Annotated in this window: 24 protein-coding genes; 7 read left to right on the top strand and 17 right to left on the bottom strand. The window is 65.5% G+C overall.

Translation table 11 applies throughout. The features are described from left to right. Position 1 precedes the first annotated feature (1 nt). Together GEV05_24240 and GEV05_24235 are read left to right on the top strand one after the other, a co-directional pair. On the top strand, positions 2 to 1,606 hold the full coding sequence (locus GEV05_24240; GenBank protein ID MPZ46440.1) for a UbiD family decarboxylase: 1,605 nt from the start codon (positions 2 to 4) through the stop codon (positions 1,604 to 1,606). Between the two features lie 77 nt (positions 1,607 to 1,683). Next, positions 1,684 to 2,829: an SGNH/GDSL hydrolase family protein gene (locus GEV05_24235; protein ID MPZ46439.1), complete on the top strand. Its 1,146-nt coding sequence runs from the start codon at positions 1,684 to 1,686 to the stop codon at positions 2,827 to 2,829. A 154-nt stretch (positions 2,830 to 2,983) separates the two neighbouring features. Here GEV05_24235 and GEV05_24230 read toward each other — a convergent pair whose 3' ends face one another. Continuing rightward, positions 2,984 to 3,475, bottom strand: coding sequence for a hypothetical protein (locus GEV05_24230; GenBank protein ID MPZ46438.1), 492 nt, complete (start codon positions 3,473 to 3,475; stop codon positions 2,984 to 2,986). 60 nt (positions 3,476 to 3,535) lie between these two features. On the opposite strand from GEV05_24230, the gene GEV05_24225 reads away from it, so the two are divergent. Next, the gene (locus GEV05_24225) at positions 3,536 to 3,745 is read left to right on the top strand and encodes a hypothetical protein (protein MPZ46437.1); all 210 of its coding nucleotides are present in this window, start codon (positions 3,536 to 3,538) and stop codon (positions 3,743 to 3,745) included. A 48-nt stretch (positions 3,746 to 3,793) separates the two neighbouring features. On the opposite strand, the gene GEV05_24220 is transcribed toward GEV05_24225, so the two are convergent. Together GEV05_24220 and GEV05_24215 are read right to left on the bottom strand one after the other, a co-directional pair. Continuing rightward, on the bottom strand, positions 3,794 to 4,819 hold the full coding sequence (locus GEV05_24220; protein ID MPZ46436.1) for a sodium:calcium antiporter: 1,026 nt from the start codon (positions 4,817 to 4,819) through the stop codon (positions 3,794 to 3,796). Between the two features lie 41 nt (positions 4,820 to 4,860). Beyond that, positions 4,861 to 5,040 (bottom strand): hypothetical protein, encoded by a 180-nt coding sequence (locus GEV05_24215; protein MPZ46435.1) that lies wholly within the window; start codon positions 5,038 to 5,040, stop codon positions 4,861 to 4,863. On the opposite strand from GEV05_24215, the gene GEV05_24210 reads away from it, so the two are divergent. Beyond that, positions 4,973 to 5,194, top strand: coding sequence for a hypothetical protein (locus GEV05_24210; protein ID MPZ46434.1), 222 nt, complete (start codon positions 4,973 to 4,975; stop codon positions 5,192 to 5,194). The two genes, GEV05_24215 and GEV05_24210, sit on opposite strands and share 68 nt — an antisense overlap. A gap of 77 nt (positions 5,195 to 5,271) precedes the next feature. On the opposite strand, the gene GEV05_24205 is transcribed toward GEV05_24210, so the two are convergent. Further along, a complete protein-coding gene (locus tag GEV05_24205; GenBank protein ID MPZ46433.1) occupies positions 5,272 to 5,715 on the bottom strand; it encodes a CBS domain-containing protein in 444 nt (147 codons plus the stop codon). A 276-nt stretch (positions 5,716 to 5,991) separates the two neighbouring features. Between GEV05_24205 and mutY the strand changes: the two genes are divergently transcribed. Together mutY and GEV05_24195 are read left to right on the top strand one after the other, a co-directional pair. Then, entirely contained in the window at positions 5,992 to 7,119 is a 1,128-nt protein-coding gene (gene mutY, locus GEV05_24200; GenBank protein ID MPZ46432.1) for an A/G-specific adenine glycosylase, read from the top strand. Then, positions 7,116 to 7,709 carry a hypothetical protein gene (locus tag GEV05_24195; protein MPZ46431.1) on the top strand — a complete coding sequence of 198 codons (594 nt, stop codon included), beginning with the start codon at positions 7,116 to 7,118 and terminating at the stop codon, positions 7,707 to 7,709. Before mutY ends, GEV05_24195 begins: the two co-directional genes overlap by 4 nt. A gap of 43 nt (positions 7,710 to 7,752) precedes the next feature. On the opposite strand, the gene GEV05_24190 is transcribed toward GEV05_24195, so the two are convergent. From GEV05_24190 to GEV05_24135, 12 genes are all read right to left on the bottom strand, one after another. After that, the gene (locus tag GEV05_24190) at positions 7,753 to 8,772 is read right to left on the bottom strand and encodes a thioredoxin fold domain-containing protein (protein ID MPZ46430.1); all 1,020 of its coding nucleotides are present in this window, start codon (positions 8,770 to 8,772) and stop codon (positions 7,753 to 7,755) included. Beyond that, positions 8,769 to 9,368 (bottom strand): peptidase S16, encoded by a 600-nt coding sequence (locus GEV05_24185; GenBank protein ID MPZ46429.1) that lies wholly within the window; start codon positions 9,366 to 9,368, stop codon positions 8,769 to 8,771. Before GEV05_24185 ends, GEV05_24190 begins: the two co-directional genes overlap by 4 nt. Continuing rightward, on the bottom strand, positions 9,368 to 10,210 hold the full coding sequence (gene rapZ / locus GEV05_24180) for an RNase adapter RapZ (protein MPZ46428.1): 843 nt from the start codon (positions 10,208 to 10,210) through the stop codon (positions 9,368 to 9,370). Before rapZ ends, GEV05_24185 begins: the two co-directional genes overlap by 1 nt. Positions 10,211 to 10,233: 23 nt before the next feature. Beyond that, positions 10,234 to 11,187 carry an HPr kinase/phosphorylase gene (locus tag GEV05_24175; protein MPZ46427.1) on the bottom strand — a complete coding sequence of 318 codons (954 nt, stop codon included), beginning with the start codon at positions 11,185 to 11,187 and terminating at the stop codon, positions 10,234 to 10,236. Further along, positions 11,156 to 11,641, bottom strand: coding sequence for a PTS IIA-like nitrogen regulatory protein PtsN (gene ptsN / locus GEV05_24170; GenBank protein MPZ46426.1), 486 nt, complete (start codon positions 11,639 to 11,641; stop codon positions 11,156 to 11,158). Before ptsN ends, GEV05_24175 begins: the two co-directional genes overlap by 32 nt. Before the next feature lie 78 nt (positions 11,642 to 11,719). Further along, positions 11,720 to 12,043 carry a ribosome-associated translation inhibitor RaiA gene (gene raiA, locus GEV05_24165; GenBank protein MPZ46425.1) on the bottom strand — a complete coding sequence of 108 codons (324 nt, stop codon included), beginning with the start codon at positions 12,041 to 12,043 and terminating at the stop codon, positions 11,720 to 11,722. Positions 12,044 to 12,062: 19 nt separating this feature from the next. Continuing rightward, the gene (locus tag GEV05_24160; protein ID MPZ46424.1) at positions 12,063 to 13,514 is read right to left on the bottom strand and encodes an RNA polymerase factor sigma-54; all 1,452 of its coding nucleotides are present in this window, start codon (positions 13,512 to 13,514) and stop codon (positions 12,063 to 12,065) included. Between the two features lie 68 nt (positions 13,515 to 13,582). Beyond that, complete coding sequence (lptB, locus tag GEV05_24155; protein ID MPZ46423.1) at positions 13,583 to 14,305, bottom strand: LPS export ABC transporter ATP-binding protein; 723 nt, start codon at positions 14,303 to 14,305, stop codon at positions 13,583 to 13,585. A gap of 92 nt (positions 14,306 to 14,397) precedes the next feature. Continuing rightward, positions 14,398 to 14,973, bottom strand: coding sequence for a lipopolysaccharide transport periplasmic protein LptA (lptA, locus tag GEV05_24150; protein ID MPZ46422.1), 576 nt, complete (start codon positions 14,971 to 14,973; stop codon positions 14,398 to 14,400). Between the two features lie 61 nt (positions 14,974 to 15,034). Beyond that, a complete protein-coding gene (gene lptC, locus GEV05_24145) occupies positions 15,035 to 15,604 on the bottom strand; it encodes an LPS export ABC transporter periplasmic protein LptC (protein MPZ46421.1) in 570 nt (189 codons plus the stop codon). Next, on the bottom strand, positions 15,605 to 16,162 hold the full coding sequence (locus GEV05_24140) for an HAD-IIIA family hydrolase (GenBank protein MPZ46420.1): 558 nt from the start codon (positions 16,160 to 16,162) through the stop codon (positions 15,605 to 15,607). It abuts the gene before it with no gap. A gap of 139 nt (positions 16,163 to 16,301) precedes the next feature. Next, positions 16,302 to 17,303 carry a KpsF/GutQ family sugar-phosphate isomerase gene (locus GEV05_24135; GenBank protein ID MPZ46419.1) on the bottom strand — a complete coding sequence of 334 codons (1,002 nt, stop codon included), beginning with the start codon at positions 17,301 to 17,303 and terminating at the stop codon, positions 16,302 to 16,304. Positions 17,304 to 17,647: 344 nt separating this feature from the next. Between GEV05_24135 and GEV05_24130 the strand changes: the two genes are divergently transcribed. Next, positions 17,648 to 19,528, top strand: coding sequence for a potassium transporter (locus GEV05_24130; GenBank protein ID MPZ46418.1), 1,881 nt, complete (start codon positions 17,648 to 17,650; stop codon positions 19,526 to 19,528). A 53-nt stretch (positions 19,529 to 19,581) separates the two neighbouring features. On the opposite strand, the gene GEV05_24125 is transcribed toward GEV05_24130, so the two are convergent. After that, a complete protein-coding gene (locus GEV05_24125; protein ID MPZ46417.1) occupies positions 19,582 to 20,307 on the bottom strand; it encodes a prepilin-type N-terminal cleavage/methylation domain-containing protein in 726 nt (241 codons plus the stop codon). Positions 20,308 to 20,807 lie beyond the last annotated feature (500 nt).

Genomic DNA, 20,807 nt, shown 5'->3' with positions numbered 1-20,807 from the left:
TATGTACGAACGAGAAGGCTTCCGAGGCTATCTGGACCGGCTGCGCAGCCGCAACCAGTTGCTCGACCTGCACGAGCCGGTGGACAGCCGGCACATCGCGACCCTGGTCGACCAGAGCGACAAGGCGCTCCTGTTCCACCGGGTGATCGGCTACGACATGCCGGTGGTGTCGGGGCTCATCCGCTCCAGCGAGCGCATGGCAATCGGTATGGGCGTGGAGCGCTACGCGGACATCGAGCAGGTGCTCACGCGCGCGCTTGCCTCGCCCATCCAGCCGAAATACGTCGAGACCAGCCGGGCTCGCGAAGTGACCCGGGTCGGCGACGAGGTGGATTTGTTCGATCTGCCAGTGCCGATGTCCTCGGTGCTCGACGGCGGGCCCGTCATCACCGCCGGCGTCACCATCGTGCGCGACGGGCAGGGCGCGCTCAACGCCGGCATCTATCGCTACATCCTCAAGGAGCGCAACCTCACCGGCATCGATATCGTCACGCCGAACAACCTGCGCGCGCTGGCGTGGAAGGCCTGCGAGGAACAGCGGCCCTTGCCGATCTCGATCTCCATCGGCACGCACCCGTTCGAATTCATGGCCTCCGGCTACCGCGCGCCGATGGGCGTCGACGAGATCTCGATCGCGGGGGGCATGCGCGGCGCGCCGGTGGAGCTGGCGATGTGCGAGACGATCGACGTGCCGCATATCGCGGATGCCGAGATCGTGCTCGAGGCCGAGATCCTGCCCACGGGCTGGAAGTGGCCCGAAGGCCGTTTCGGCGAATTCACCTGGCTCATGGGTGCGCTGCACTGGAATCCGCTGGTGCGGGTGAAGGCGATTTCGCATCGCCGCGACCCGATCTACTACAACCTGCACATGCCGTGGGAAGTCGCCTGGCTCATGATCCCGACGCGCTGGGCGCAGCTTCGCACCGCGCTCAAGGCCGCCGGCATCCAGGTGAAGGACATCAATGTCACGCTGGGCGGCATCGGTGCCTGGCACGTGGTGATGTCGATCAGGAAATCCGCCGGTGAAGGCAAGAACGCGCTGCTCGCAGCACTGTCGGTGAGCGACATCAAGCACGCGGTCGTGGTGGACGATGACATCGACGTGTTCAATCCGATCGACGTCGAGTGGGCGATCGCGACTCGCGTTCAGGGCGACCGCGACGTGTTCGTGATCTCGGGCGCGCGCGTCAAGCCGCTCGATCCGAGCCTGCCCGTCATGCCGGCCGGCGTCGTGCCGACCGGCGCGAAGGTCGGGATCGATGCAACGATTCCGGAGAACATCCCGCACGAACGCTACGAGCGCATCAGCTACGCCTATGCGGACAAGGTGAAGCTCGGCGCCTACAAGCTCGATGCTAGTGCGGTCCAGGCCGGCGACAGGAAGCCCAAGGCCGACGAGATCGCGCGCCTTGCCGAGCGGATCCTGGCGATGATCGGCGACAAACCGCTGTATTACGCGCAGCTCATCGACGCCTTTCCCGACGTGCCGCTGCAGGCGATCACGCGCGCCTTCGGCGAGCTGCACGCCGCCGAGAAATTGTGGCAGGACAAGGACGGCCGCATGTGCGTGCGCGGCTCTGCGTTCGCGGCGAAGCCGCCGGGATAGCCCAACCTTCACAGTTGAGTTCTGGAACGCGGGCGGCGCGATTGCTGCACACTCACGCAAACCGGGAGGGCAGCCGGATGACGAGCGGTCAGCATTGGGTCGGCACCTGGACGGCGGCACCGGCGCCGGCCGAGGGCATCGTCGGCTTCAACAACCAAACCCTGCGCATGAACCCCCGCGCCAGCATCGGCGGCGAGCGGCTGCGTGTGCGCATCTCGAACGCCTACGGCAACCGCCCGCTGGCGATCGGCGGCGCCCGCGTCGCGTTGCGCGACAAGGGCCCCGACATCGTGCTCGGTACGGACCGCAAGCTGACCTTCGGCGGCAGCGACGGCACCGCGATCGCCGCCGGGGCCGTCGCGTTCAGCGACCCGGTCGATCTGCCGGTCAAGCCGCTCGCCGATCTCGCGGTCAGCCTTCATCTGCCCGGCGAGGTGCTGGCGAATTTCGCGATCACCGGGCGCTATGCGCGGCAGACCAACTACGTCTCGCCGCCCGGCGACTACACGCGCGAGACCGTGATGCCGGTGGGTAATCTGACCGACCAGTGGGTTTTCCTGTGCGGCATCGATGTGCTGGCGCCGGCCGAAGCCGGCGGCGTGGTCGCGCTCGGCGACTCACTCACCGACGGCAACATCTCGACGATCGACGCGTTCTGCCGCTGGCCCGATCAGTTGGCGCGCCGCCTCGTCCAACGCGGCGGCCGACCGGTCGGGGTCATGAACAACGGTCTCGGCGGCAACCGCATCCTGCACGATCTGCGCGGCGACAGCGGCCTCAGGCGCTTCGACCGCGACGTGCTGAGCCAGCCCGGCGTCACGCATGTCATCGTGATGCTCGGCACCAACGATTTGCGCAATCGCTGGGCCAAGCCCGAGGAGGAAGTCACCGGCGAGCAGATGATCGCCGGGCTGCAGCAGATGGCGGTGCGGGCACACAGCCGCGGCCTCAAGATCATCGGCGCGACCTTGACCCCGTTTGGCAACGAGACCTACATGGCCAATGCCTGGAACCCGACGCGCGAGAAGCACCGGGTGACGGTCAACGCCTGGATCAGAGAGAGCAGCGCCTTCGATGGCGTGGCCGATTTCGACGCGGCGCTGCGCGACTCCGAGCTCCCGACGCAAATGCGCGCGTTAGACGATTGCGGCGACGGTCTGCACCCGTCGGACAGCGGCTACTGCAAATTGGGCGACGCGATCGATCTTGCGTTGCTGGACTGAGAACGTTCACCAGGAAAATACGATGGCCGCCCCGCGTAGCCGTCATGCGCACCGATAGGCCGATCGCGGTGCCACTGCGTTGCGCGCTCGCGGTGGGCTTTCGGATTGCCGTATCGACCGGGCAACGACGCAATTCGACGGAACGTCGAAAAAGTCATTTTGGGATTTGTCGAAGCTTTTCACCTAGCGTGGCGGCGGAAAGCTCGCCGATGCGTCTGCTGACCAGGCTGCCTTTGGCGTCGAAGAACAGCGTCGTGGGATAGCCCTGCTGCTGGAACGCCGCGCTCGCCTGGCGCAACTCATCGATGAGCACGTTCTGCAGCGGGAGACCTTGGGCCTGCAGCCACCTGCTCACTTCGACCGGATCTTCGCCTTGGTTGAGAAAGACGAAGTGGATGTCCTGGGGCGTCAAGACGGCCGCGCCAATTACGAACACCGCCGTACCGATTGCCAGCGCCCATCGCAACGGCTTGCCGACAGCCGGGTCTCGCCTTTGGCGTGCAGCGCATAAAGCCATGCGGCCATCAAGCCGAAGGCCGCATTCCAACCGCCATCCCGATACGCCGCCGCCGATATCCACCTTTTCATGCGGCGGCTTCGGATCGAGCTCCCACGCCCACATGACCAGTGCGGCGATGGCAACCACCCCGCACGCCAAGGGATGCAGCGACCAGCTTGAACGTCGGCAGAAGGAAAGAACGCGGCCGTGAACCAGGCGCCTATGAGCGGCGACCACCCGGGCATCGGCATGCGCATGACTTATTGCGGCTTGGCATCCATCGCGCATGAGCAGGGCCAGTATCCCGGCGAGCATGAAGAACAGCAGTGCGGCTCCGACGTAGAACACGCCGATAGAGTTGTTGTTGATGACCGTGATGAAGCGCAGGCCCTTTCGGAGGATCGCATAGCTGCTTGAGTTGTGCGAACTCCTCCGGGGGCCGTGGCACGGCGTTCGGCAGCTCGCTCATCGCAGTGTCCAAAGTACGACTATGCCGGCAAAGTAGACGCCAAGCACGGCGAGCGAGTCGTAGCCCATGCGCGCAACCGTGCGGTCGCGCCGCTCCAGCATTCCGACCAGGTACAGGCTGGTCAGTACGATGGCGAGCAGCGCGCCGAAGCCGGCGAAGGGACCGACTTCACGGAGCACCGGCGGGCCGTCGTAGAGCAGGTCCACAGCGAAGAGTATGGTCACGTTGAACAGGTTCGTGCCGAACACGTCGGCAACCGCCATCTCATAGCGTTTGAGCCGCACAGCCGCGAGCACCGTGCTCAGTTCGGGAAGCGAGGTGGAGGCGGCAAGCAGGACGGCTCCCACGAAGCTCGTCCCCAGGCCGGTCTGTTCAGCAATGGCTTCACCCGTCTTGGCGAGGAAGAAGCCCGCGGCCAGTACGACGGCTGCCGCTACTGTGGTTTTCCCCGCAAGCTTTCCAAGCGGGTCGTGCTGATCGGCAGCCGCGGGTGACGACTGCTCGTGCACCCGTCCCACCGGCTTCCATGCGCGTTGACTATGGGACTTGGCAATGACCCAGACGGAGCATCCGTATGCGCACAGCAGCAGCCAGGTCCAGGCGCTCGCGCCGAAAAGCGGCACGTCGATGCTCATCGTCGCACCCACCACGAGAGCGAGCAGCAGAATGCCGAGCACGCCCTGAAGGAGCACGCCTGGAGAAGCGAGCACGGAGGTGATGGCATCGCGACCGATCGCCGCATCGGCGAGCGCGATGATGACGACGTTGATTGCGGCGCTGCCCAGGAGGTCGTTGACCGACAGTGCCGGATGGCCTGCGAGCGAGGCGGTGGAAGCGACCGCCATCTCGGGCAGCGAGGTGACACCGCCGAGCAACAGGATTCCGAGCAGCTCGCGACCGATTCCGGTTTTTTCGGCGATGGAATCGGCATATCGGGCGATACGCGTGCCCGCAATCCACACGGCGGCGGCTGCGGCGGCGAATATCCCGAAATTGGATGCGAGCGAGAAGTCTTCGAACATCGGTGGCTACTTCAGGCTCGCGAGGTAAACGGCAAGTGCCCTCAGCTCGATGCCGTCGAAATCTTCGGCCGATCAGCCGCGATGCGAAGCCGGTTCGTCCTGCCCGGAATCATGTCGACCTTGCCGGCCAGGGCCGGTATCCAGAAACTGTGAATGACGTTCTGTGACTTCAGCACGATCTCCACCGCCCGGCCGGACGGGATGTGGTTGCAGGTCGAAATGAGCTACAACCCGCTGGGGGGCGCGGCGGGTCACGCCGTGGCGTCGCTGTTTGGGACCGACCCGGGCGCAGAGATGGACGATGACCTGATGCGCCTGAAAGCCTTTTTCGAAACCGGCAAGCCGGCACGCGATGCTGCTCGTATACTCGCCTGAAGGCTTGGCAGCGCACCCGAGCTGAGGTGCGCTGCAGGAACCCGTCAAAGAGGGGTGCGCGGTATTCTCGCTGAGACTTAGGTCCGTTCTGCGCTCTGCGAGTGAGCTCCGCCTGGCCGCGAGACGCCGGTGACGGCCTTCCCGGCGGCGCCGCGCCCCTCGACCATCGCGATATCGCCTAGCGAGACGATTCCGACCAGTCGCTTGTCTCTGCTCACCACGGGCAGGCGGCGCACACGAATGTCGCCCATGTTCGATGCGACCTTTGCCAGATCCTCGTCCTCGAAACAGTACTTGACGTCCCTGGTCATCACGTCGCGCACCGGTGTGTCGGGGCCCTTGTGTTCAGCGACCGCTCGCACCGCGATATCGCGGTCCGTGATCATGCCGACCAGGCAGTCGTTTTCGCCGACAGGTAGCGAGCCGGCGTCCAGTGCGGCCATTGCTTTCGCGGCGTCGCAAATCGTTTGATCGGGACTCGCGATACGAACGTCCGTGCTCATGGCTTCGCTGACTTTCATGACTGTCTCCTCGAAAAAGTAGCTGTTGGTTGCAACGCTTGCCCTGTCCGGGCTTTCAGGCGCGGGCTGCGCTGGCTGCTGACGTGAACGCGCTATGCGCCGAGAGCTGCAATGCACGGTCCCGCACGAAACCAGACATCACCCAATCGGACGAACTGATGTCGCGATCCGGCGGAACGAACGGTCCCGCACGGGCTTACCGCCGTACGCGACATCCGCGGTTGCAACCTTCGGCTACGGGGCAGCCAGTCAGGCATAATTGCGCAGCCAAATTCGATGGTGCTGCGTTTCGCATCGAGCGAATCCGCCTTGCCTCCCAAGCTCGCGACCAGTGTTCGATCTTCGCCCGCTCCAGCCTCCGGCACGCGGGCGGACAGCGACTTCGCCGAGCGCGTGATCGACTGGCAAAGGCGCCACGGGCGGCATGATCTTCCCTGGCAGCAAAGCCGCGACCCGTATGCCGTCTGGGTTTCCGAGATCATGCTGCAGCAGACCCAGGTCGCGACCGTCATCCCGTATTTCCGGCGCTTCATGGCCTCGTTTCCGGATGTGAGCGTCCTGGCCCACGCCGAGCCCGACGCGGTGATGAAGCATTGGAGCGGGCTCGGCTATTACTCCAGGGCGCGCAACCTGCACGCCGCGGCGCAACTGCTGGTCTCCCGATTCGACGCGAAGTTTCCGCGCGATCCGCACACAATCGCCGCGTTGCCTGGCATCGGCCGTTCGACCGCGGGCGCGATCGCCGCACTTTCGTTCGGCGTGCCGGGCGCGATCCTCGACGGCAACGTCAAGCGCGTGCTGTGCCGTGTATTCGGCATCGAAGGCGATCCGGGCTCCAGCGCCACGCTGCGCGCGCTGTGGTCGCTTGCCGAGCGCCTTGTGCCGGCGCGCGAGGTGGAGGCGTACACGCAAGGGGTCATGGATCTCGGCGCGATGCTATGCCTGCGTCGTGCGCCGAAGTGCGACCTCTGCCCCGTGCATGCGGCGTGTGTCGCCAGAAGCCAGGGGCGGATCGGCGAGCTGCCCAGGGCACGCGTGCGGCGGCCGCGCCCCGAGCGCAGCGTCGCCATGCTGGTGCTGCATCACGCGGCCCGCGTGCTGCTGCAAAAACGTCCACCTGCGGGCATCTGGGGCGGTTTGTGGTGCTTTCCGGAGGCCGAGCTCGACGACGATCCGGCAGCCGTCTGCATGCAACGCTTCGGCGCCCGCGGTGTGCAGATTGCATCCTTGCCGACTCTGGAGCATGGCTTCACGCATTTCCGCCTGCGCATTCATCCGGTGCGCGTCGAGATCGCCGAGCTGTCGGATCAGGCCGCGGAACCGGGCACGGTATGGCTCGCGCTCGAGGAAGCGCGCACGGCCGCGATCCCGACTCCGGTGCGCAAGCTCCTGGAGGGCGCATGACGCGCACCGTGCGCACCGTACTAAGCTTCGGGCTGATCGTGCTCGCGTTGTGGTTCTACAACACGGTGCGCCCGGTGCCGCAACCGCCCGGCATCCTCGCACCGGATGCGCCGCAGATCGAGCCCGTGGCCGGCAAGCCAGAAGTATTCGAGCGCAACCAGCACGTCCTGACCGCGCTTGCGCGCTTCAGCGGGCAAGCGCGCGTGCTGTCGGTGGACCGCTACGGCGACCGCGTATCCAAGGTTGCGCCGCTGGACGTCGCGCTCGGCTGGGGACCCATGTCGGATTCCACCACCCTGAAGGTGGTCGACGTGGCGCAGACCGAACGCGGTGTGGTGTTCCAGTCGTTCGATCCGAAACTGCCGGACGAGCAGGTAAGGGACTACGTGCTCAACCTGCACGTCGTCGCCGCCGACCCCGAGCTCGAGAAGCGCCTGGGCGAGCTGCGAAGGGGCAACGTGGTGCGCATGGAAGGCTGGCTGGTTGAAGCGGTCGCGGGCGAGGGTTGGCGTTGGCGTGGCAAGGCGCGGGAGGCTGCACCGAAGATGCCGGGAGCGCTCCTGTGGCTGGAGAAGCTGGAAGTGAGCTAACCCAACTGTGAGCTAACCCAACTGGCGCGGTTGGGCCAAGCCGCTACCACAGGCGCACGTCGACGCCTTGTTTGCGCAGCCGCTCGGTACGCTCCTGCAGGTAGCGCTGAAAGCTCGGCTGCGAGCGGTAGACGCCGCTCGCGACATAGTCGAGCGCGCTTTGCAGGTGATGCGCGCGCACATAGCCTTCCACGCGCAGCACTTCGCGACCGGCACTGTCGAACAGGAGCACCGAGGGCGTGTACGCGACCTGCAGCGCGCGCGCCAGGCCCGCCTCGGTGGTACGCTTTCCATCCGGACCGGTCAGCGGCGTGCTTCCGAACAGATCGATGCGCGCCACGTCGAACGCGCGCAGCACGCGCCGCGTCTCCTCCGAGTTGAGCGCGCCCCCGTGCATCTCGTCGCACGCCTGACAGGCCACTTGCTCGACCAACAGCGCGAGCGGTTTGGTCTTGCCTGAGCGCGCGAGATCGAGCGGCGGCCGCAGAAAGAACGGCTGGTCGTTCAACGTACCGCTCGCCGGCTCCTTCACGGCGCTGCGCATGTAGTCGGCGAAGGTGGACCGATGCTCCATGCGCCCGATCACGTAGTCGATGGCGGCCCGGAAGCGATGCGGCGGGTAGTAGCCGTTGATGCGCGCAATGACGCGCGCCGACTCGTCGAAAAAAAGCAGCGTGGGCGTGAACTGGACCTTCAGGCGCGCCGCCAGCGCCTTCTCGGTGACGACGCTGCCATCCAGCCAGGTCACTTCGCGATCGCCCCATATGTTGAAAGCAATCGGGTAAAGATGCTTCTCCACGCGTTCGGCGATGTCCTTCTGCCGCAGGTTGTCCTGCATGAGACGCCGGCAATACGGACATCCGTCCTGCCCGAAGTAGAGCATCAGGCGTTTGCCTTCGCGCGCGGCATCGCGGGCGTCGGCCCGGATGTCGAGGAATGTTTCCCGGAAAACCGGCGGTAGCTCGATCGCGTGCGGCGAGGGCTCGGCGGCGCGCAGCGGCCCCGCGAGCAGCAACGCGAGCGCCAGCAGTGCGAGCGCCAGCAGGGCGGCGGCTGGCTTCACGAGGGCGAATGGGCGCCGGCCCGGACCAGCAAGTCGTGCAGAATCTCGAGCCGTTGTCCGGCAGGGATTTCCAGCAGCTGCTGTTTGAGCGAGGCATCCAGCGGCAGAATCTCCGCCAGCCGGTAGCTGACCCAGGCGGCATCGTCGAGCGCGATCGGCTGCGGAAAGCGATCGGCGCCGAACTGCTCGATCGCGCTGGCCAGTACGCTCGCGCAGAGCGCGTCGGGTGCTTCCCCGGACGGCTCGGCGGGCAGCAGCTCCGCTTCGCATACGATCAGGCCGAGCGCATCCACTTCGCTCGCAACGATGCGAAAGCGCTGCTCTCCGATGGCCGCAAGCTCGAACAGATTCGGGTGCGGCAATTCCCACTGCGCGATGTGCGCGGTGCAGCCTACCGAGGCGGTCAGCGCGGGATCGCCGACCTCGTTGCCTTCGCGGATCAGGCACACCCCGAACGGCGTGCCGTCGCGCAGGCACGCCTTGGTCATTTCCACGTACCTGGGCTCGAACACCTTCAGTGCCAGCGAGGCGCCGGGAAAAAGCACGGTGTTGAGCGCGAACACGGGCAGTCGTTGCTTGGCAATGGAATCCATCATCACGCCTCCAGCAGTTCGCGGTGACGCACCAGCACCTTGATCTGCGGTTCGAAGTACCGCGCCAGCTCCTCCACCAGGTAGACCGAGCGGTGCTGCCCGCCCGTGCACCCGATCGCCACGGTGAGATAGCTGCGGTTGTCGCGCACGAACGAGGGCAGCCAGTTCTCGAGGAAGCCGCGGATGTCCGAGAGCATCAGGCGCACCGACGCTTCGGAGGAGAGGAACTCGATCACCGGTGCATCGCGGCCGTTCAGCGGCCGCAGCTTCGGATCGTAGAAGGGATTGGGCAGGCTGCGCACGTCGAACACCATGTCGGCATCGAGCGGGAGCCCGTTCTTGAATGCGAACGACTGGAACAGGAGCGTGAGCCCCGAGCGCTCGATGTTGACGAAATCGCGGATCCAGGCACGAAGCTGCGCCGGGCGCAGATCGCTCGTATCGATGTGGTGTGCGAGCGCCGCGATCTCGACCAGAAGCTCGCGTTCGCGCGCGATCGACTCCGGCAGCGTCAGCTCGCCGTCCGATAGCGGGTGGCGGCGGCGCGTTTCGGAATAGCGCTTGACCAGCGTATCGGTGCTTGCCTCCAGGTACATGAGCTGCACCTCGATCCCGCTGTGGCGCAGCACCAGGAGATGCTGGGGCAATAGCGGCAGCGTCTCGACACTGCGCACGTCGATGCTGATGGCGACGTGGACGTGGTTCGAGTGGCGCAGGTAGTCGACCACCTCGGGCAGCAGCTTGGCGGGCAGGTTGTCGACGCAGTAGTAGCCGAGGTCCTCGAGCGCGTTCAACGCGATGCTCTTGCCCGAGCCGGCCATGCCGGTGAGCAACAGCAGCTGCATCGGCGTTGCACGCTCGGCCAAGGTCAGTCCTGCTCCGGTTGCCCCGCGCGCATGTGCCGTTCGTGGCGCGCGACGAATTCCCGCGTGCTGTCGATGCCTCTGAGCTGCAGCACGTAGTTGCGCACGGCCGCTTCCACCAGCACGGCGAGGTTGCGCCCGGCCGCGACCGGGATCGTCACCTTGCGCACCTCCACCCCGAGCACGTTCTGGCTGCTCGCGGCGAGCGGCAGGCGCTCCAGACGCACCGCGTCCGGGCCGGCGGGCTTTTCCAGGTGCACGATGAGCTTGAGATTCATGCGCGGGCGCACCGAGGTCTCGCCGAATATCGTGCGGATGTCCAGCACGCCCAAGCCCCGCACCTCCAGGAAGTCCTTGAGCAGCTCCGGGCAGCGACCCTCGAGCGTTTCCGGCGCCGTGCGGTACAGCTCCACGACGTCGTCGGCCACCAACCCGCTGCCGCGCGAGATCAGCTCGAGGCCCAGCTCGCTCTTGCCCACGCCCGACTCGCCGGTGATCAGCACGCCCATGCCCAGGACATCGAGAAACACCCCGTGCAGCGCGGTCGATTCGGCCAGCGCCCGCGCCAGGTAATAGCGCAGCAGCCACATGAGGTGGACGCTTCTGAGCGGCGAGACGAACAGCGGCGTGTCGTGCGCTTCGGCCATCGCGCACAGCGCGGGCGGCGCCGATTCGCCGCCGGTGACGATGATGCAGAACATGTCGGTGGCGGCCAGCTCGGCCAGCGCCTTGTCGCGCGCCGCGGGCGCGAGCCCTTCGAGGTAGCCGATCTCGGTCCGGCCCAGGACCTGGATCCAGTTCGGGTGGATCAGGTTCAGGTGCCCGATCAGCCCTTCGGGTGAGCTCGATACCCGTTCGGGTGCGATCTTATGCACGCCGCCGGCGCGCCCGGCTACCCATTCGAGCTCGAGCTTCTCGCGATTGTCCTCAAACAGCTGGGCTGCGCTGAGGTGCGACATGAGGAGCCCACTCGCTGATCAGCCGGTGGATGCCGGCCGCGTCGTTCTCCGTCAGCAGCTTTTCGCGCAGCGACTTGTCGCTGAACATCTGCGCCAGCTCGGAGAGAATTTGCAGGTGCATGTCGGTTGCCTTCTCGGGCACCAGCAGCACGAAGATGAGGCTCACCGGCTGGCCGTCGGGCGAATCGAACGCGATGGCTTGACGCAGCCGCACCAGCGCGCCGACCGCCTCCTTCAGGCCTTTGATGCGTCCATGCGGGATGGCGATGCCCTGGCCCAGCCCGGTGGAACCGAGCTTTTCGCGCGCGAACAGGCTGTCGAACACCTGGCTGCGGGCGATCTGGTTGTTGTTCTCGAACAGCAGCCCGGCCTGCTCGAATACCCGCTTCTTGCTGGCCACATCCAGGTCCAGCACCACGTTGGGCTCCGGCAATAGCTTGGAGATCAGGTTCATGCTGCCGATAACGTTTGTGGGGAAGTGTCTAGGTTGGAAACAAGCGCGGGCGGCACGATATTCCATCCGCCCCCGCGGTTACTCCTGGGCCGAATGTTTCAGTCCGCCGTTGGCGCGGCCTTCCGAGCGCTTTTCCTTGTGCTTCACGATCTGCCGGTCGAGCTTGTCGACCAGGGCGTCGATGGCCGCGTACATGTCCGGGTCCTGGCTCTCGGCGAACAGATCCTTGCCGCGGACATGGATGCTCGCTTCGGCGCAGCGCTGTTCGCGTTCCACCGAGAGGATGACGTTCACGTCGATCACGTCGTCGAAGTGGCGCTTGACGCGATCGAGCTTGGAAGCGAGGTAGTCGCGAATGGCGGGGGTCAGTTCCAGATGATGTCCGCTCAGGTGCAAGTTCATGCCGCGCTCCGCTGGGCTCTCAGATCGACTTTCTCAGGTTGACCGGAAGGATCTGCAGGGTTTCCCGATACTTCGCCACGGTGCGGCGGGCGACGACGATGCCCTGTTGGCCGAGGATTTCCGACAGCTGGCTGTCCGACAGCGGCTTCTTGCCGTTCTCGGCGCTCACCAGCTGCTTGATGAGCGCGCGGATGGCCGTTGCCGAGCACGATCCGCCGGTTTCGGTGGCGACGTGGCTGCCGAAGAAGTACTTCAACTCGAATATGCCGCGTGGCGTGAGCATGAACTTCTGGGTCGTGACACGGGACACCGTGGATTCGTGCAGATCCAATATCTGGGCGATTTCGCGCAATACGAGAGGCCGCATCGCGACCTCGCCGTGCTCGAAGAAATGGCGCTGGCGATCGATGATTGCCTGGGACACGCGCAGGATGGTATCGAAGCGCTGCTGCACGTTCTTGATGAGCCACTTCGCCTCCTGCAGCTGGCTGGCGAGGTGTTGCGCGCTGGCATCGCGGTTTCGCTGCAGGATCTGCGAATACATGCGGTTGATGCGCAACTTGGGCATGGCGTCGGGGTTGAGCGCGGCCAGCCAGATGCCCTTGATCTTTCTCACCACCACGTCGGGCACGATATAGCGCGCCTCGTCCCCGGCGAAGGCCGAGCCCGGGCGGGGATTGAGGTTGGTGATGAGCCGCTGAACGATTCGCAGCGCCGCGTCGTCGCATCGCAAGGCCTTCTTCAGCTTGAGATAGTCGCGTGCGGCGAGCAGCTCGAGATGGCGCCGCACCGTCTCCAGCGCTTCGGAGCGGTACGGGGTGCATTCGGGCAAGGCTTTGAGCTGCAGATCCAGGCACTCGGCCAGGTTGCGTGCGCCCACACCAGGCGGGTCGAGGTTCTGCAGGTGGCGAAGCGCAATCGACAGCTCTTCCAGCTCGACCCCCAGCTCCGGGGGCAGCATCTGGGCGATTTCTTCCAGCGGCTGGGCGATGAAGCCGGAATCGTCCAGCGCGTCGATCAGCAGGCTCACCAGGATGCGGTCGCGTTCGGACATCTGCGTGAACCCGGTCTGGGACAGCAAATGCTCGCGCAGCGTAGGCGTCGCGGACGGGATCTGCGGGAAATCCGAATCGTCGTCGTCGTCGCGCGTGCCGGAGCCGTAACCCTCGTCTTCGAAGCTGGCGAGGCTCGTGACACCGAGCTCGCTGGTCGCGGCTTCCACCCGCGGCTCTTCGGGCTCCGGCGTGCTGGGCGCGCTGTCGGCTTCGGCGTAGCTCTCGCTTTCGATCCGGGTGGACGTCACTCCGTCGACAACCTCCTCGTCGCGTTCGAGCAGCGGGTTGTCCTGCAGGAAGCGCTCCAGCTCCTGGTTCAGCTCCAGCGTCGAGAGCTGCAGCAGCCGGATGGACTGCTGCAATTGCGGCGTCAGCGTGAGATGCTGTGAAAGTCTGAGCTGGAGAGAATGTTTCATCGAAAGGAGCCGCCGAGTAGGGCTTCGGTCTCGCCTAAGGTCGCTCACGCAGGGAATCGGCGGCGGTCTTACAGGCGGAAATGCTCACCCAGATAGACCTTGCGAACGCTCTCATTATAGACAATTTCATCCGGTTTGCCGCAGGCCAGCACGGAGCCCTCGTTGATGATATAGGCGCGATCGCAGATGCCGAGCGTCTCGCGCACGTTGTGATCCGTTATAACGACACCAATGCCGCGGGCCTTCAGGAATCCGATGATTTTCTGAATGTCCAGCACCGCGATCGGGTCGACTCCGGCGAATGGCTCGTCCAGCAGGATGAAGCGGGGATTGGCGGCCAGCGTACGGGCGATTTCCACTCGGCGGCGCTCGCCGCCGGAGAGCCCGATGGCCGGATTGTCGCGCAGCTGAGTGACATTGAGGTCGCTCAGGAGATCCTCGAGCTGGGCGCGGATTTCGTCCTCGGTGAGCGTTTGCAGCTCCAGGATCGCTTGGATGTTCTCGCTCACGGTGAGGCGGCGGAAGATCGATGCCTCCTGCGGCAGATAGGAAAGCCCAAGCCGGGCGCGGCTGTGGATTGGCATGTGGGTCATGCGCTTGTCGTCGAGATAGAGCTCGCCGCCGTCGACCGGGACCAGACCGACCATCATGTAGAAGCATGTCGTCTTGCCGGCCCCGTTGGGCCCGAGCAACCCGATCACCTCGCCGCTGGTGACGTCGAGGGACACGTCCTTCACCACCACGCGCGATTTGTAACGCTTCTTGAGGCTGATCGCCTTGAGCTCGCTCATCGAAACGGAAACCGACGGCCGGATTCAGCAGCGACCGGCGGAGCGCGGAGCCCGGTGCAATTGGCAGGCGAGCAGGGCCGAAGCGGTGCGCCTCATTTGCGCGCGTCGCTCAGCGCAGGCGCGGGCTTGAGCCGCAATGGCGGGGCGCTTTCCTTCGGCTTGTCCTTCACGTCCTTGGGGTCCTTGGCGTCCTTGGCGTCCTTGCTCTTGGGCTGGATCACCGCGCGCACCCGGCCGGGCGCATGATTGCCGGCAGTATTGTCCTGCGCGCCAACCACGCGGTAGAACTCGGTCGGCTGGTCGTAGGAGATGTAACTGCCGCGCACTTCGTCGGCGCCGCGTTTCATGCGGGCGTTGTCGAACAACTGCACGCGCTCGGCCTTGCCATCGTATTCGATGCGCTCGGCCCAGCCTTCGATGTATTCGTCCACGCCATCTCGCTTCTGCTTGAAATAGGCGGGATTGCCGTAGGCGACTCCATACTGGAAACCCTGCGCGTCTTCGCGCACCGTCATGCGATCGGACTTGAGCATCGTGGTGCCCTGCGTGAGCACCACGTTGCCTTCGAACACGCTTACTTTCTTGGCGTCGTCGATGGTCACGCGATCGGCTTCCAGGTTGATCGGCTTGTCGCGATCGGCGCGCTCGGCCGCCGCCGTGCCGGCCATGCAGCAAAAGGTGAACGCGGCGAACGCAACTACGAGGGTCAAACGCCGTGCGGCCGGGCGTTCACTTCTTTTGGACATAGGACCCGCGCACGTTGGAAAGCAGTTTCACGACCTTCGCCTTGTTATTCAATTCTAAGCCAACCGCCGTGACTTTGGTATTTGCGTCCACGATCGTCACCGGGCTCGCGGTGCGTGCGTAATCGTCGTCCGGAACGACGTGCAGGTGATCGGTCGTGAGCACCATCTCGCTCTGCGTGGGCGTGGCGGAGCGCACGGCTCTGACATCGTCGTGAAACTCCACGGTCTCGCCTTCACTCGATACGCGCGCCCGCTTCGACGTGATGCTCAGCGCCACCTTCTCGTTCTCGTACTTGAGCAGGCGGGGCGCTTCCAGATGGGTGCTGTCGTCGTCCGGGTAATGCAGCATGCGGTCCGCTTCGAGCTGATGCAGGCGCAAGCCGTCGGGGCCCATGCGAATGGCCACGAAATTCTCGACCATGTAATCCGGATCGTGCCGCGTACTACCGTCGCTCGGCGGCGCCGGGGCCTGCACCAGCCGTTCGAGCCAGAAGGTCAGTGCGGCGAGCACGGTCACCAGGAGCAGCGGAAAGGCGGCGGTGAATCGATCCACTCATCCCTCGCGTCCGCGTGCCGGGCGGGCGCGCAGTCGAAGCAGGAACTCGCATGCATCGCGCACCGCGCCCTCGCCGCCGCGCCGCGCCACGACGTGCTGCGCGACACGGCGCACGCGCACCGGCGCATCGGGCACGGTGACGGCGAGCCCGCACGCCTGCAACACCGGCAGATCGGGAATGTCGTCGCCCATGTAGGCGGCCTCGCGCGCCGTGAGCCGCAGTTGATCGAGCAGCCGCAGGAATGCGGGGAGTTTGTCGCCGGCACCCTGGATGACATGACGAATGCCGAGCTCGGCCGCGCGCCGCTCGACGCAGCGCGCACGCCGGCCCGAGAGTATCGCAACCTCGATCCCGGCCTCGAGCAGCATCCTCAAGCCATAGCCGTCGGCAACGTTGAATGCTTTCATCTCCTCGCCCGACTCGCCAAGATAGATGCGTCCGTCGGTCATCACGCCGTCGACATCGAACACCGCGGCGCCGATGAGGCGCGCACGCGCGGCGAGCTCGACGGAGGCGTTTCTGCGCAGGGCGACGCGGTGCGAAGCGAGCGCCATCACGACGTCCGGGTGCGGGCCACTAGGGTCCTGAGTCGGAAGTTCGTCACCCCCGCGAACGCGGGGGTCCAGGCGGAGTCTCGTTCTGGATTCCCGCTTGCGCGGGAATGACGAATGAGAACGAATTTACGATTCACCACTAGATCACTTTCGCCCGGAAAAGGTCGTGCATGTTGAGCGCGCCCACCAGCCGCCCGGCCGCATCGACCACCAGCAGCTGGTTGACTTTGTGTTGCTCCATGAGTTGCAGGGCTTCCACGGCCAGCCGCTGCGGCTCGATGGTGCGGGGGTTGCGGGTCATCACCGCGGTGATCCGGGTGCCCTGGAAGTCGCTGACCCGGCCGATGACCCGGCGCAGGTCACCGTCGGTGAAGATGCCGGCGACATTGCCGGATCCGTCCAGCACCGCCGTGATCCCCATGCGCGAGCGGGACATCTCGGCCACGGCCTGGGCGACAGAAGCCTCTTCCTGCACGTGCGGCAACCGGTCTCCGGTGCGCATCGCGTCGTTCACCAGCGTGAGGCTCACGCCGAGCTTGCCGCCGGGATGCGAGCTGGCGAAATCCCGATCGCTGAATCCACGCGCCTTCATGAGCGCGACCGCCAACGCGTCGCCCAGGGCGAGCGCGGCTGTCGTGCTCGCGGTCGGTGCCAGGTTCAGCGGACAGGCTTCCTTGGCCGCACCGGCGTACAGACATACGTCGGCCTGCGTGCCGAGGCTCGATGCCGGATTGCCGGTGAGCACGATCAGCTTGGCGCCGCGGCGCTTGATCGGCGGCACGATCAGCAGCAGCTCGGCGCTTTCGCCCGAGTTGGACAGCGCGATGAAGACGTCATCGGCCGTGATCATGCCCAGATCGCCGTGACTCGCCTCGGCGGCGTGGACAAAGAACGCCGGCGTACCCGTGCTGGCCAGCGTCGAGGCGACCTTGCGCGCAATGTGACCCGATTTGCCGATGCCGCACACCACCACGCGAGCGCGGCAATTGAGCACGATCTCCAGAGCGCGCCGAAACTCCGCGCCGATATGCGCTTTGAGCGCTGTGACCGCCTGGGCCTCGATGTCGAGCACCTGACGCGCGGAATCGACCGCATCGTCCGTGGCGAGGCTTGGCAGCGGAGGGATCGTGCTATTGGACATTTGCGGCGAGGGAGTATAGCAGGGCCGTGCGCGCCCCGCCCGCAGCGCCGAGCATTTTGGCGCACGTCGTGGCTTGCGCCGAGCCGGGAACGTCGGCCCCGGCAGCCCGCGCGACGATTGCGTCCGGTCCGGCGCGGGATATACCCTTGGGGCTCCTAGTGTGGTGAGGCTGAAGTTCGCTTCAATTCGTCATTCCCGCGAAAGCGGGAATCCAGAGTAGGAATTTGCCTGGACCCCCGCTTGCGCGGGGGTGACGAACTAATGACTCAGGACACTAGCTAGAGGAGGGTCGGCGTAAGTCGCGTCGATCGAACAATAGCAGCAGCCACGGCACGCGGCCGCCGATGACCGACTCGCTCCAATCCGTTCTCTTCCTGCTGGCGGCAGCGGTGCTGGTCGTCGTCGTCTTTCGCGCGATCAAGCTGCCGCCGCTGCTCGGTTACCTCGTGCTCGGCGTGGTGATCGGGCCGCGCGCACTGGGCCTCATGCCCGATACGCCGCAATCCCATGCGCTGGGCGAATTCGGGGTGGTGTTCCTGATGTTCAGCATCGGGCTCGAGTTCAGCCTGCCGAAGCTGGTCGCGATGCGGAGGATCGTATTCGGGCTCGGGGCGCTGCAGGTGGGGATCACGGTTGCCGTCGGCGTGCTGCTGCTTCCGCTCGCTCTGCCCATCGACTGGCGCGGTGGATTGCTGCTGGGCGGGGTGCTTGCCATGTCCTCGACCGCGATCGTGGTCAAGATGCTCGCCGACCGGATCGAGCTCGACACCGCGCACGGCCGCCAGATCATCGGCGTGCTCCTGTTCCAGGATCTGGCGGTGGTGCCTTTGCTGATCCTCGTGCCGGCCCTCGCGCACCACGCCGGCAGCCTGGTCGTCACGCTCGGGTTCGCCATGGCCAAAGCGGCGCTCGTGCTTTCGGTGCTGCTCGTGTTCGGCCAGCGGCCGATGCGCGCATGGTTCAACCTGGTGGCAAAGCGCTACTCGTCCGAGCTTTTCATTCTCAACGTGCTGCTGGGACTTTTCTTCGTCACCGTCGGCATGCAGCTCGACCTGCGCGCCGTGGTCGCGAACTTCGGCTGGGTTCTGCTTGCCCTGGCCGGTCTCATGGCCTTCAAGGCCGCGTTGATTGCGGGCCTGGCCCGCATTTTCGGCAATTCGCTGGGCGCGGGGCTGCGCATCGGGCTCGACCTCGCGCATGTCGGCGAATTCGCGTTCGTGCTGCTCGCGCAGCCCGGCGCGACCGGCATCATCCCTGCCCAGCTGATGCAGCCTGTGCTCGCCGCCATGCTGCTCTCGATGCTGGCCGCTCCGTTCGTGATCGAGTACAGCGAGCGCATCGTGCGCCGCACGGTGGGCGCGGAATGGCTCAACCGCGCGATGGAGCTGCACCAGATAGCGGTGAAAAGCATGGGCTTCGATGGGCATGTGGTGATCTGCGGCTACGGGCGCTGCGGCCAGAACCTCGGGCGCATGCTGGACGAGGAGAGCATCCAGTACTTCGCGCTGGATCTGGACATGGCGCGCATCCACGATGCCGCGGCGGCAGGCGATGCGGTGGTCTATGGCGATGGCGGCCGGCGCGAAGTGCTGATTGCCGCCGGCGTCATGCGGGCCCGTGCGCTGGTGATCACGTTTCACGACGCGCAAGCGGCGTTGCGCGTGCTAGAACAGATCCGCGCGCTTCGGCCCGATCTGCCCGTGGTCGTGCGCACTCTGGACGACACCCATATCGAACGCCTCGAAGCCGCCGGCGCCTCGGAAGTGGTGGCCGAAGTGATGGAAGGCTCGCTGATGCTGGCCTCGCACGCGCTCATGCTGCTCGGCGTGCCGGTGCGCCGCGTCTTGCGGCGCGTGCAAGCGACGCGCGCGAGCCGCTACCACGTGTTGCGCGACGTGTTCCAGGGCAATGTCCTGCACGACGGCGAGGCGCAGGAGCGGCCGTCCGCGCGGCTGCATGCCGTTTACATCGTGCAAGGCGCGCCGTGCATCGGCCGCACGCTCGGCGAGCTCGCGCTCGGCGAGCTCGGCGCGGAAGTGAGCGCCATCCGCCGTCACGGGCTCAAGTCGCTTTCGCCCGCTGCGGATACCGTGATCGAGCAGGGCGACGTGGTGGTCCTGTTCGGGCCGGACGATACCATCGGGGCGGCCGAAATCCGATTGTTGCAGGGCTGGCGCGCACGCACGGGGCTCGCCAAGGCGTTGAACAGGGAAAGGCCCGCCTGAGCGGGCCTTTCGTTACGACAGCGAATCGAGCTTCGAGCGAAGCGGGGGTGAGGCTAGAACAGGCTCGTGCCGCCGCAGTTCGCCTGGCCCTCGGAGATGAACCAGGTCTGGTTACCCGAGTTCACGCATGCTCCGCTGGTGGCCCCGGCCGGTGCGGGAAGGTCTGTGCCGGTGCCGTTGTAGGGGGAGAATCGGAACGACCCGCGTTGGGCGTGTCCGTCGTCGATCTTGCGGTCGACTTCCGCAACGATCTCTACCGGAATTTGCGAACCGGTCTTCAGATTCAGCTTGACGATCGGTGGCGCTGCCGTATCGTAGTAGTCGTTGTCGTGCACGAACTCCAGAAACACGTTGTATGGGTTACGCGGGCTGTTGGTTTCCGTCGGTGCGGCTTCTCCCGTGGTCATCTGGTAGCTGCCGTTGAGGAATCCGGCCGATGACAGGTGCATCCACGTCAGAATCTCTTCGTGTGCTTCCACGCCGGTACCAGCGGCGGCCGCCTCGATAATGCCGTTGCCATTGCCGTTCAAGCAGGTCGTGCCGCTCGGACACTTCAAGGTGGTGCTCGCGCTCGCGTAATCGCCAGGCATGGAGCGGAAGCGGTCCTGGAAGCCGAAGAAAGCGGCCTTGATGCCGTCCTGCTGCGCGATCAGGTTACGAACGCGGGCGCTGGTGATGAGTTCCTGGCCCTTCAGCACGCCGCCGAGCAGCAGACCGATGATCACGAGCACGATCGCGATTTCGATCAGCGTGAAGCCGCGTTGATAGGTTCTGAGCATGATGGGCGTCCTTTACGCCGGGTCGAGTTCCGATGTTGGGTGCAAATTACATGCCGATGTGAAATGGATCACTGATCCCTGCCCGCTCGCTGCCTGCTACCTGATCGGCATCGCAACTCGCACCTTCGTAGTGCCGGGTTCGGCACCGGATTTTGCACTAACTATTTGGTTTTAAATGAACGTAGTCTCTCGAAGGCGCGCCGCGAGGCAGACCGCAAGCTCAGCGTGAGCGTCATTCAAGGCGCGGGCCCGCGCTGAGGATTCGTCGGCGCTGCCGATTTCTCGGCAGCCTCGAGCTGCTGCAGGCGCTCCTGCAGCAGGATCTGCTCGTGCCGATCGGTCACCACGCCGCTTGCCAGCAATCCGCCGAGCAGGATTCTGGCCGCCTTGTATTCGCCCATGTCTTCGAGCAGGAAGATATGCATTTGCCTGGCCCAGGCGGGGGCATTGGGGCTGTGCCGGGCGATCGCGCGGGCGAACTCGAGCGCGAGCGGAAGGTC

It is taken from the genome of Betaproteobacteria bacterium, assembly GCA_009377585.1.
GTDB lineage: Bacteria > Pseudomonadota > Gammaproteobacteria > Burkholderiales > WYBJ01 > WYBJ01.
The sequence above is the reverse complement of the archived record's forward strand: the minus strand, read 5'-3'. Positions and strand labels throughout refer to the sequence as shown.

Coding starts and splice junctions, on each gene's coding strand:
- GEV05_24185 (MPZ46429.1), bottom strand. CDS start 9,368: ATGATGGATTCCATTGCCAAGCAACGACTGCCCGTGTTCGCGCTCAAC.
- GEV05_24195 (MPZ46431.1), top strand. CDS start 7,116: ATGACGCGCACCGTGCGCACCGTACTAAGCTTCGGGCTGATCGTGCTC.
- GEV05_24140 (MPZ46420.1), bottom strand. CDS start 16,162: ATGGCGCTCGCTTCGCACCGCGTCGCCCTGCGCAGAAACGCCTCCGTC.
- lptB (MPZ46423.1), bottom strand. CDS start 14,305: ATGAGCGAGCTCAAGGCGATCAGCCTCAAGAAGCGTTACAAATCGCGC.
- GEV05_24235 (MPZ46439.1), top strand. CDS start 1,684: ATGACGAGCGGTCAGCATTGGGTCGGCACCTGGACGGCGGCACCGGCG.
- GEV05_24205 (MPZ46433.1), bottom strand. CDS start 5,715: ATGAAAGTCAGCGAAGCCATGAGCACGGACGTTCGTATCGCGAGTCCC.
- ptsN (MPZ46426.1), bottom strand. CDS start 11,641: ATGAACCTGATCTCCAAGCTATTGCCGGAGCCCAACGTGGTGCTGGAC.
- GEV05_24240 (MPZ46440.1), top strand. CDS start 2: ATGTACGAACGAGAAGGCTTCCGAGGCTATCTGGACCGGCTGCGCAGC.
- GEV05_24135 (MPZ46419.1), bottom strand. CDS start 17,303: ATGTCCAATAGCACGATCCCTCCGCTGCCAAGCCTCGCCACGGACGAT.
- GEV05_24220 (MPZ46436.1), bottom strand. CDS start 4,819: ATGTTCGAAGACTTCTCGCTCGCATCCAATTTCGGGATATTCGCCGCC.
- lptA (MPZ46422.1), bottom strand. CDS start 14,973: ATGGCCGGCACGGCGGCGGCCGAGCGCGCCGATCGCGACAAGCCGATC.
- mutY (MPZ46432.1), top strand. CDS start 5,992: ATGGTGCTGCGTTTCGCATCGAGCGAATCCGCCTTGCCTCCCAAGCTC.
- rapZ (MPZ46428.1), bottom strand. CDS start 10,210: ATGCAGCTGCTGTTGCTCACCGGCATGGCCGGCTCGGGCAAGAGCATC.
- GEV05_24210 (MPZ46434.1), top strand. CDS start 4,973: ATGACGTTCTGTGACTTCAGCACGATCTCCACCGCCCGGCCGGACGGG.
- GEV05_24125 (MPZ46417.1), bottom strand. CDS start 20,307: ATGCTCAGAACCTATCAACGCGGCTTCACGCTGATCGAAATCGCGATC.
- GEV05_24160 (MPZ46424.1), bottom strand. CDS start 13,514: ATGAAACATTCTCTCCAGCTCAGACTTTCACAGCATCTCACGCTGACG.
- GEV05_24130 (MPZ46418.1), top strand. CDS start 17,648: ATGACCGACTCGCTCCAATCCGTTCTCTTCCTGCTGGCGGCAGCGGTG.
- raiA (MPZ46425.1), bottom strand. CDS start 12,043: ATGAACTTGCACCTGAGCGGACATCATCTGGAACTGACCCCCGCCATT.
- GEV05_24175 (MPZ46427.1), bottom strand. CDS start 11,187: ATGTCGCACCTCAGCGCAGCCCAGCTGTTTGAGGACAATCGCGAGAAG.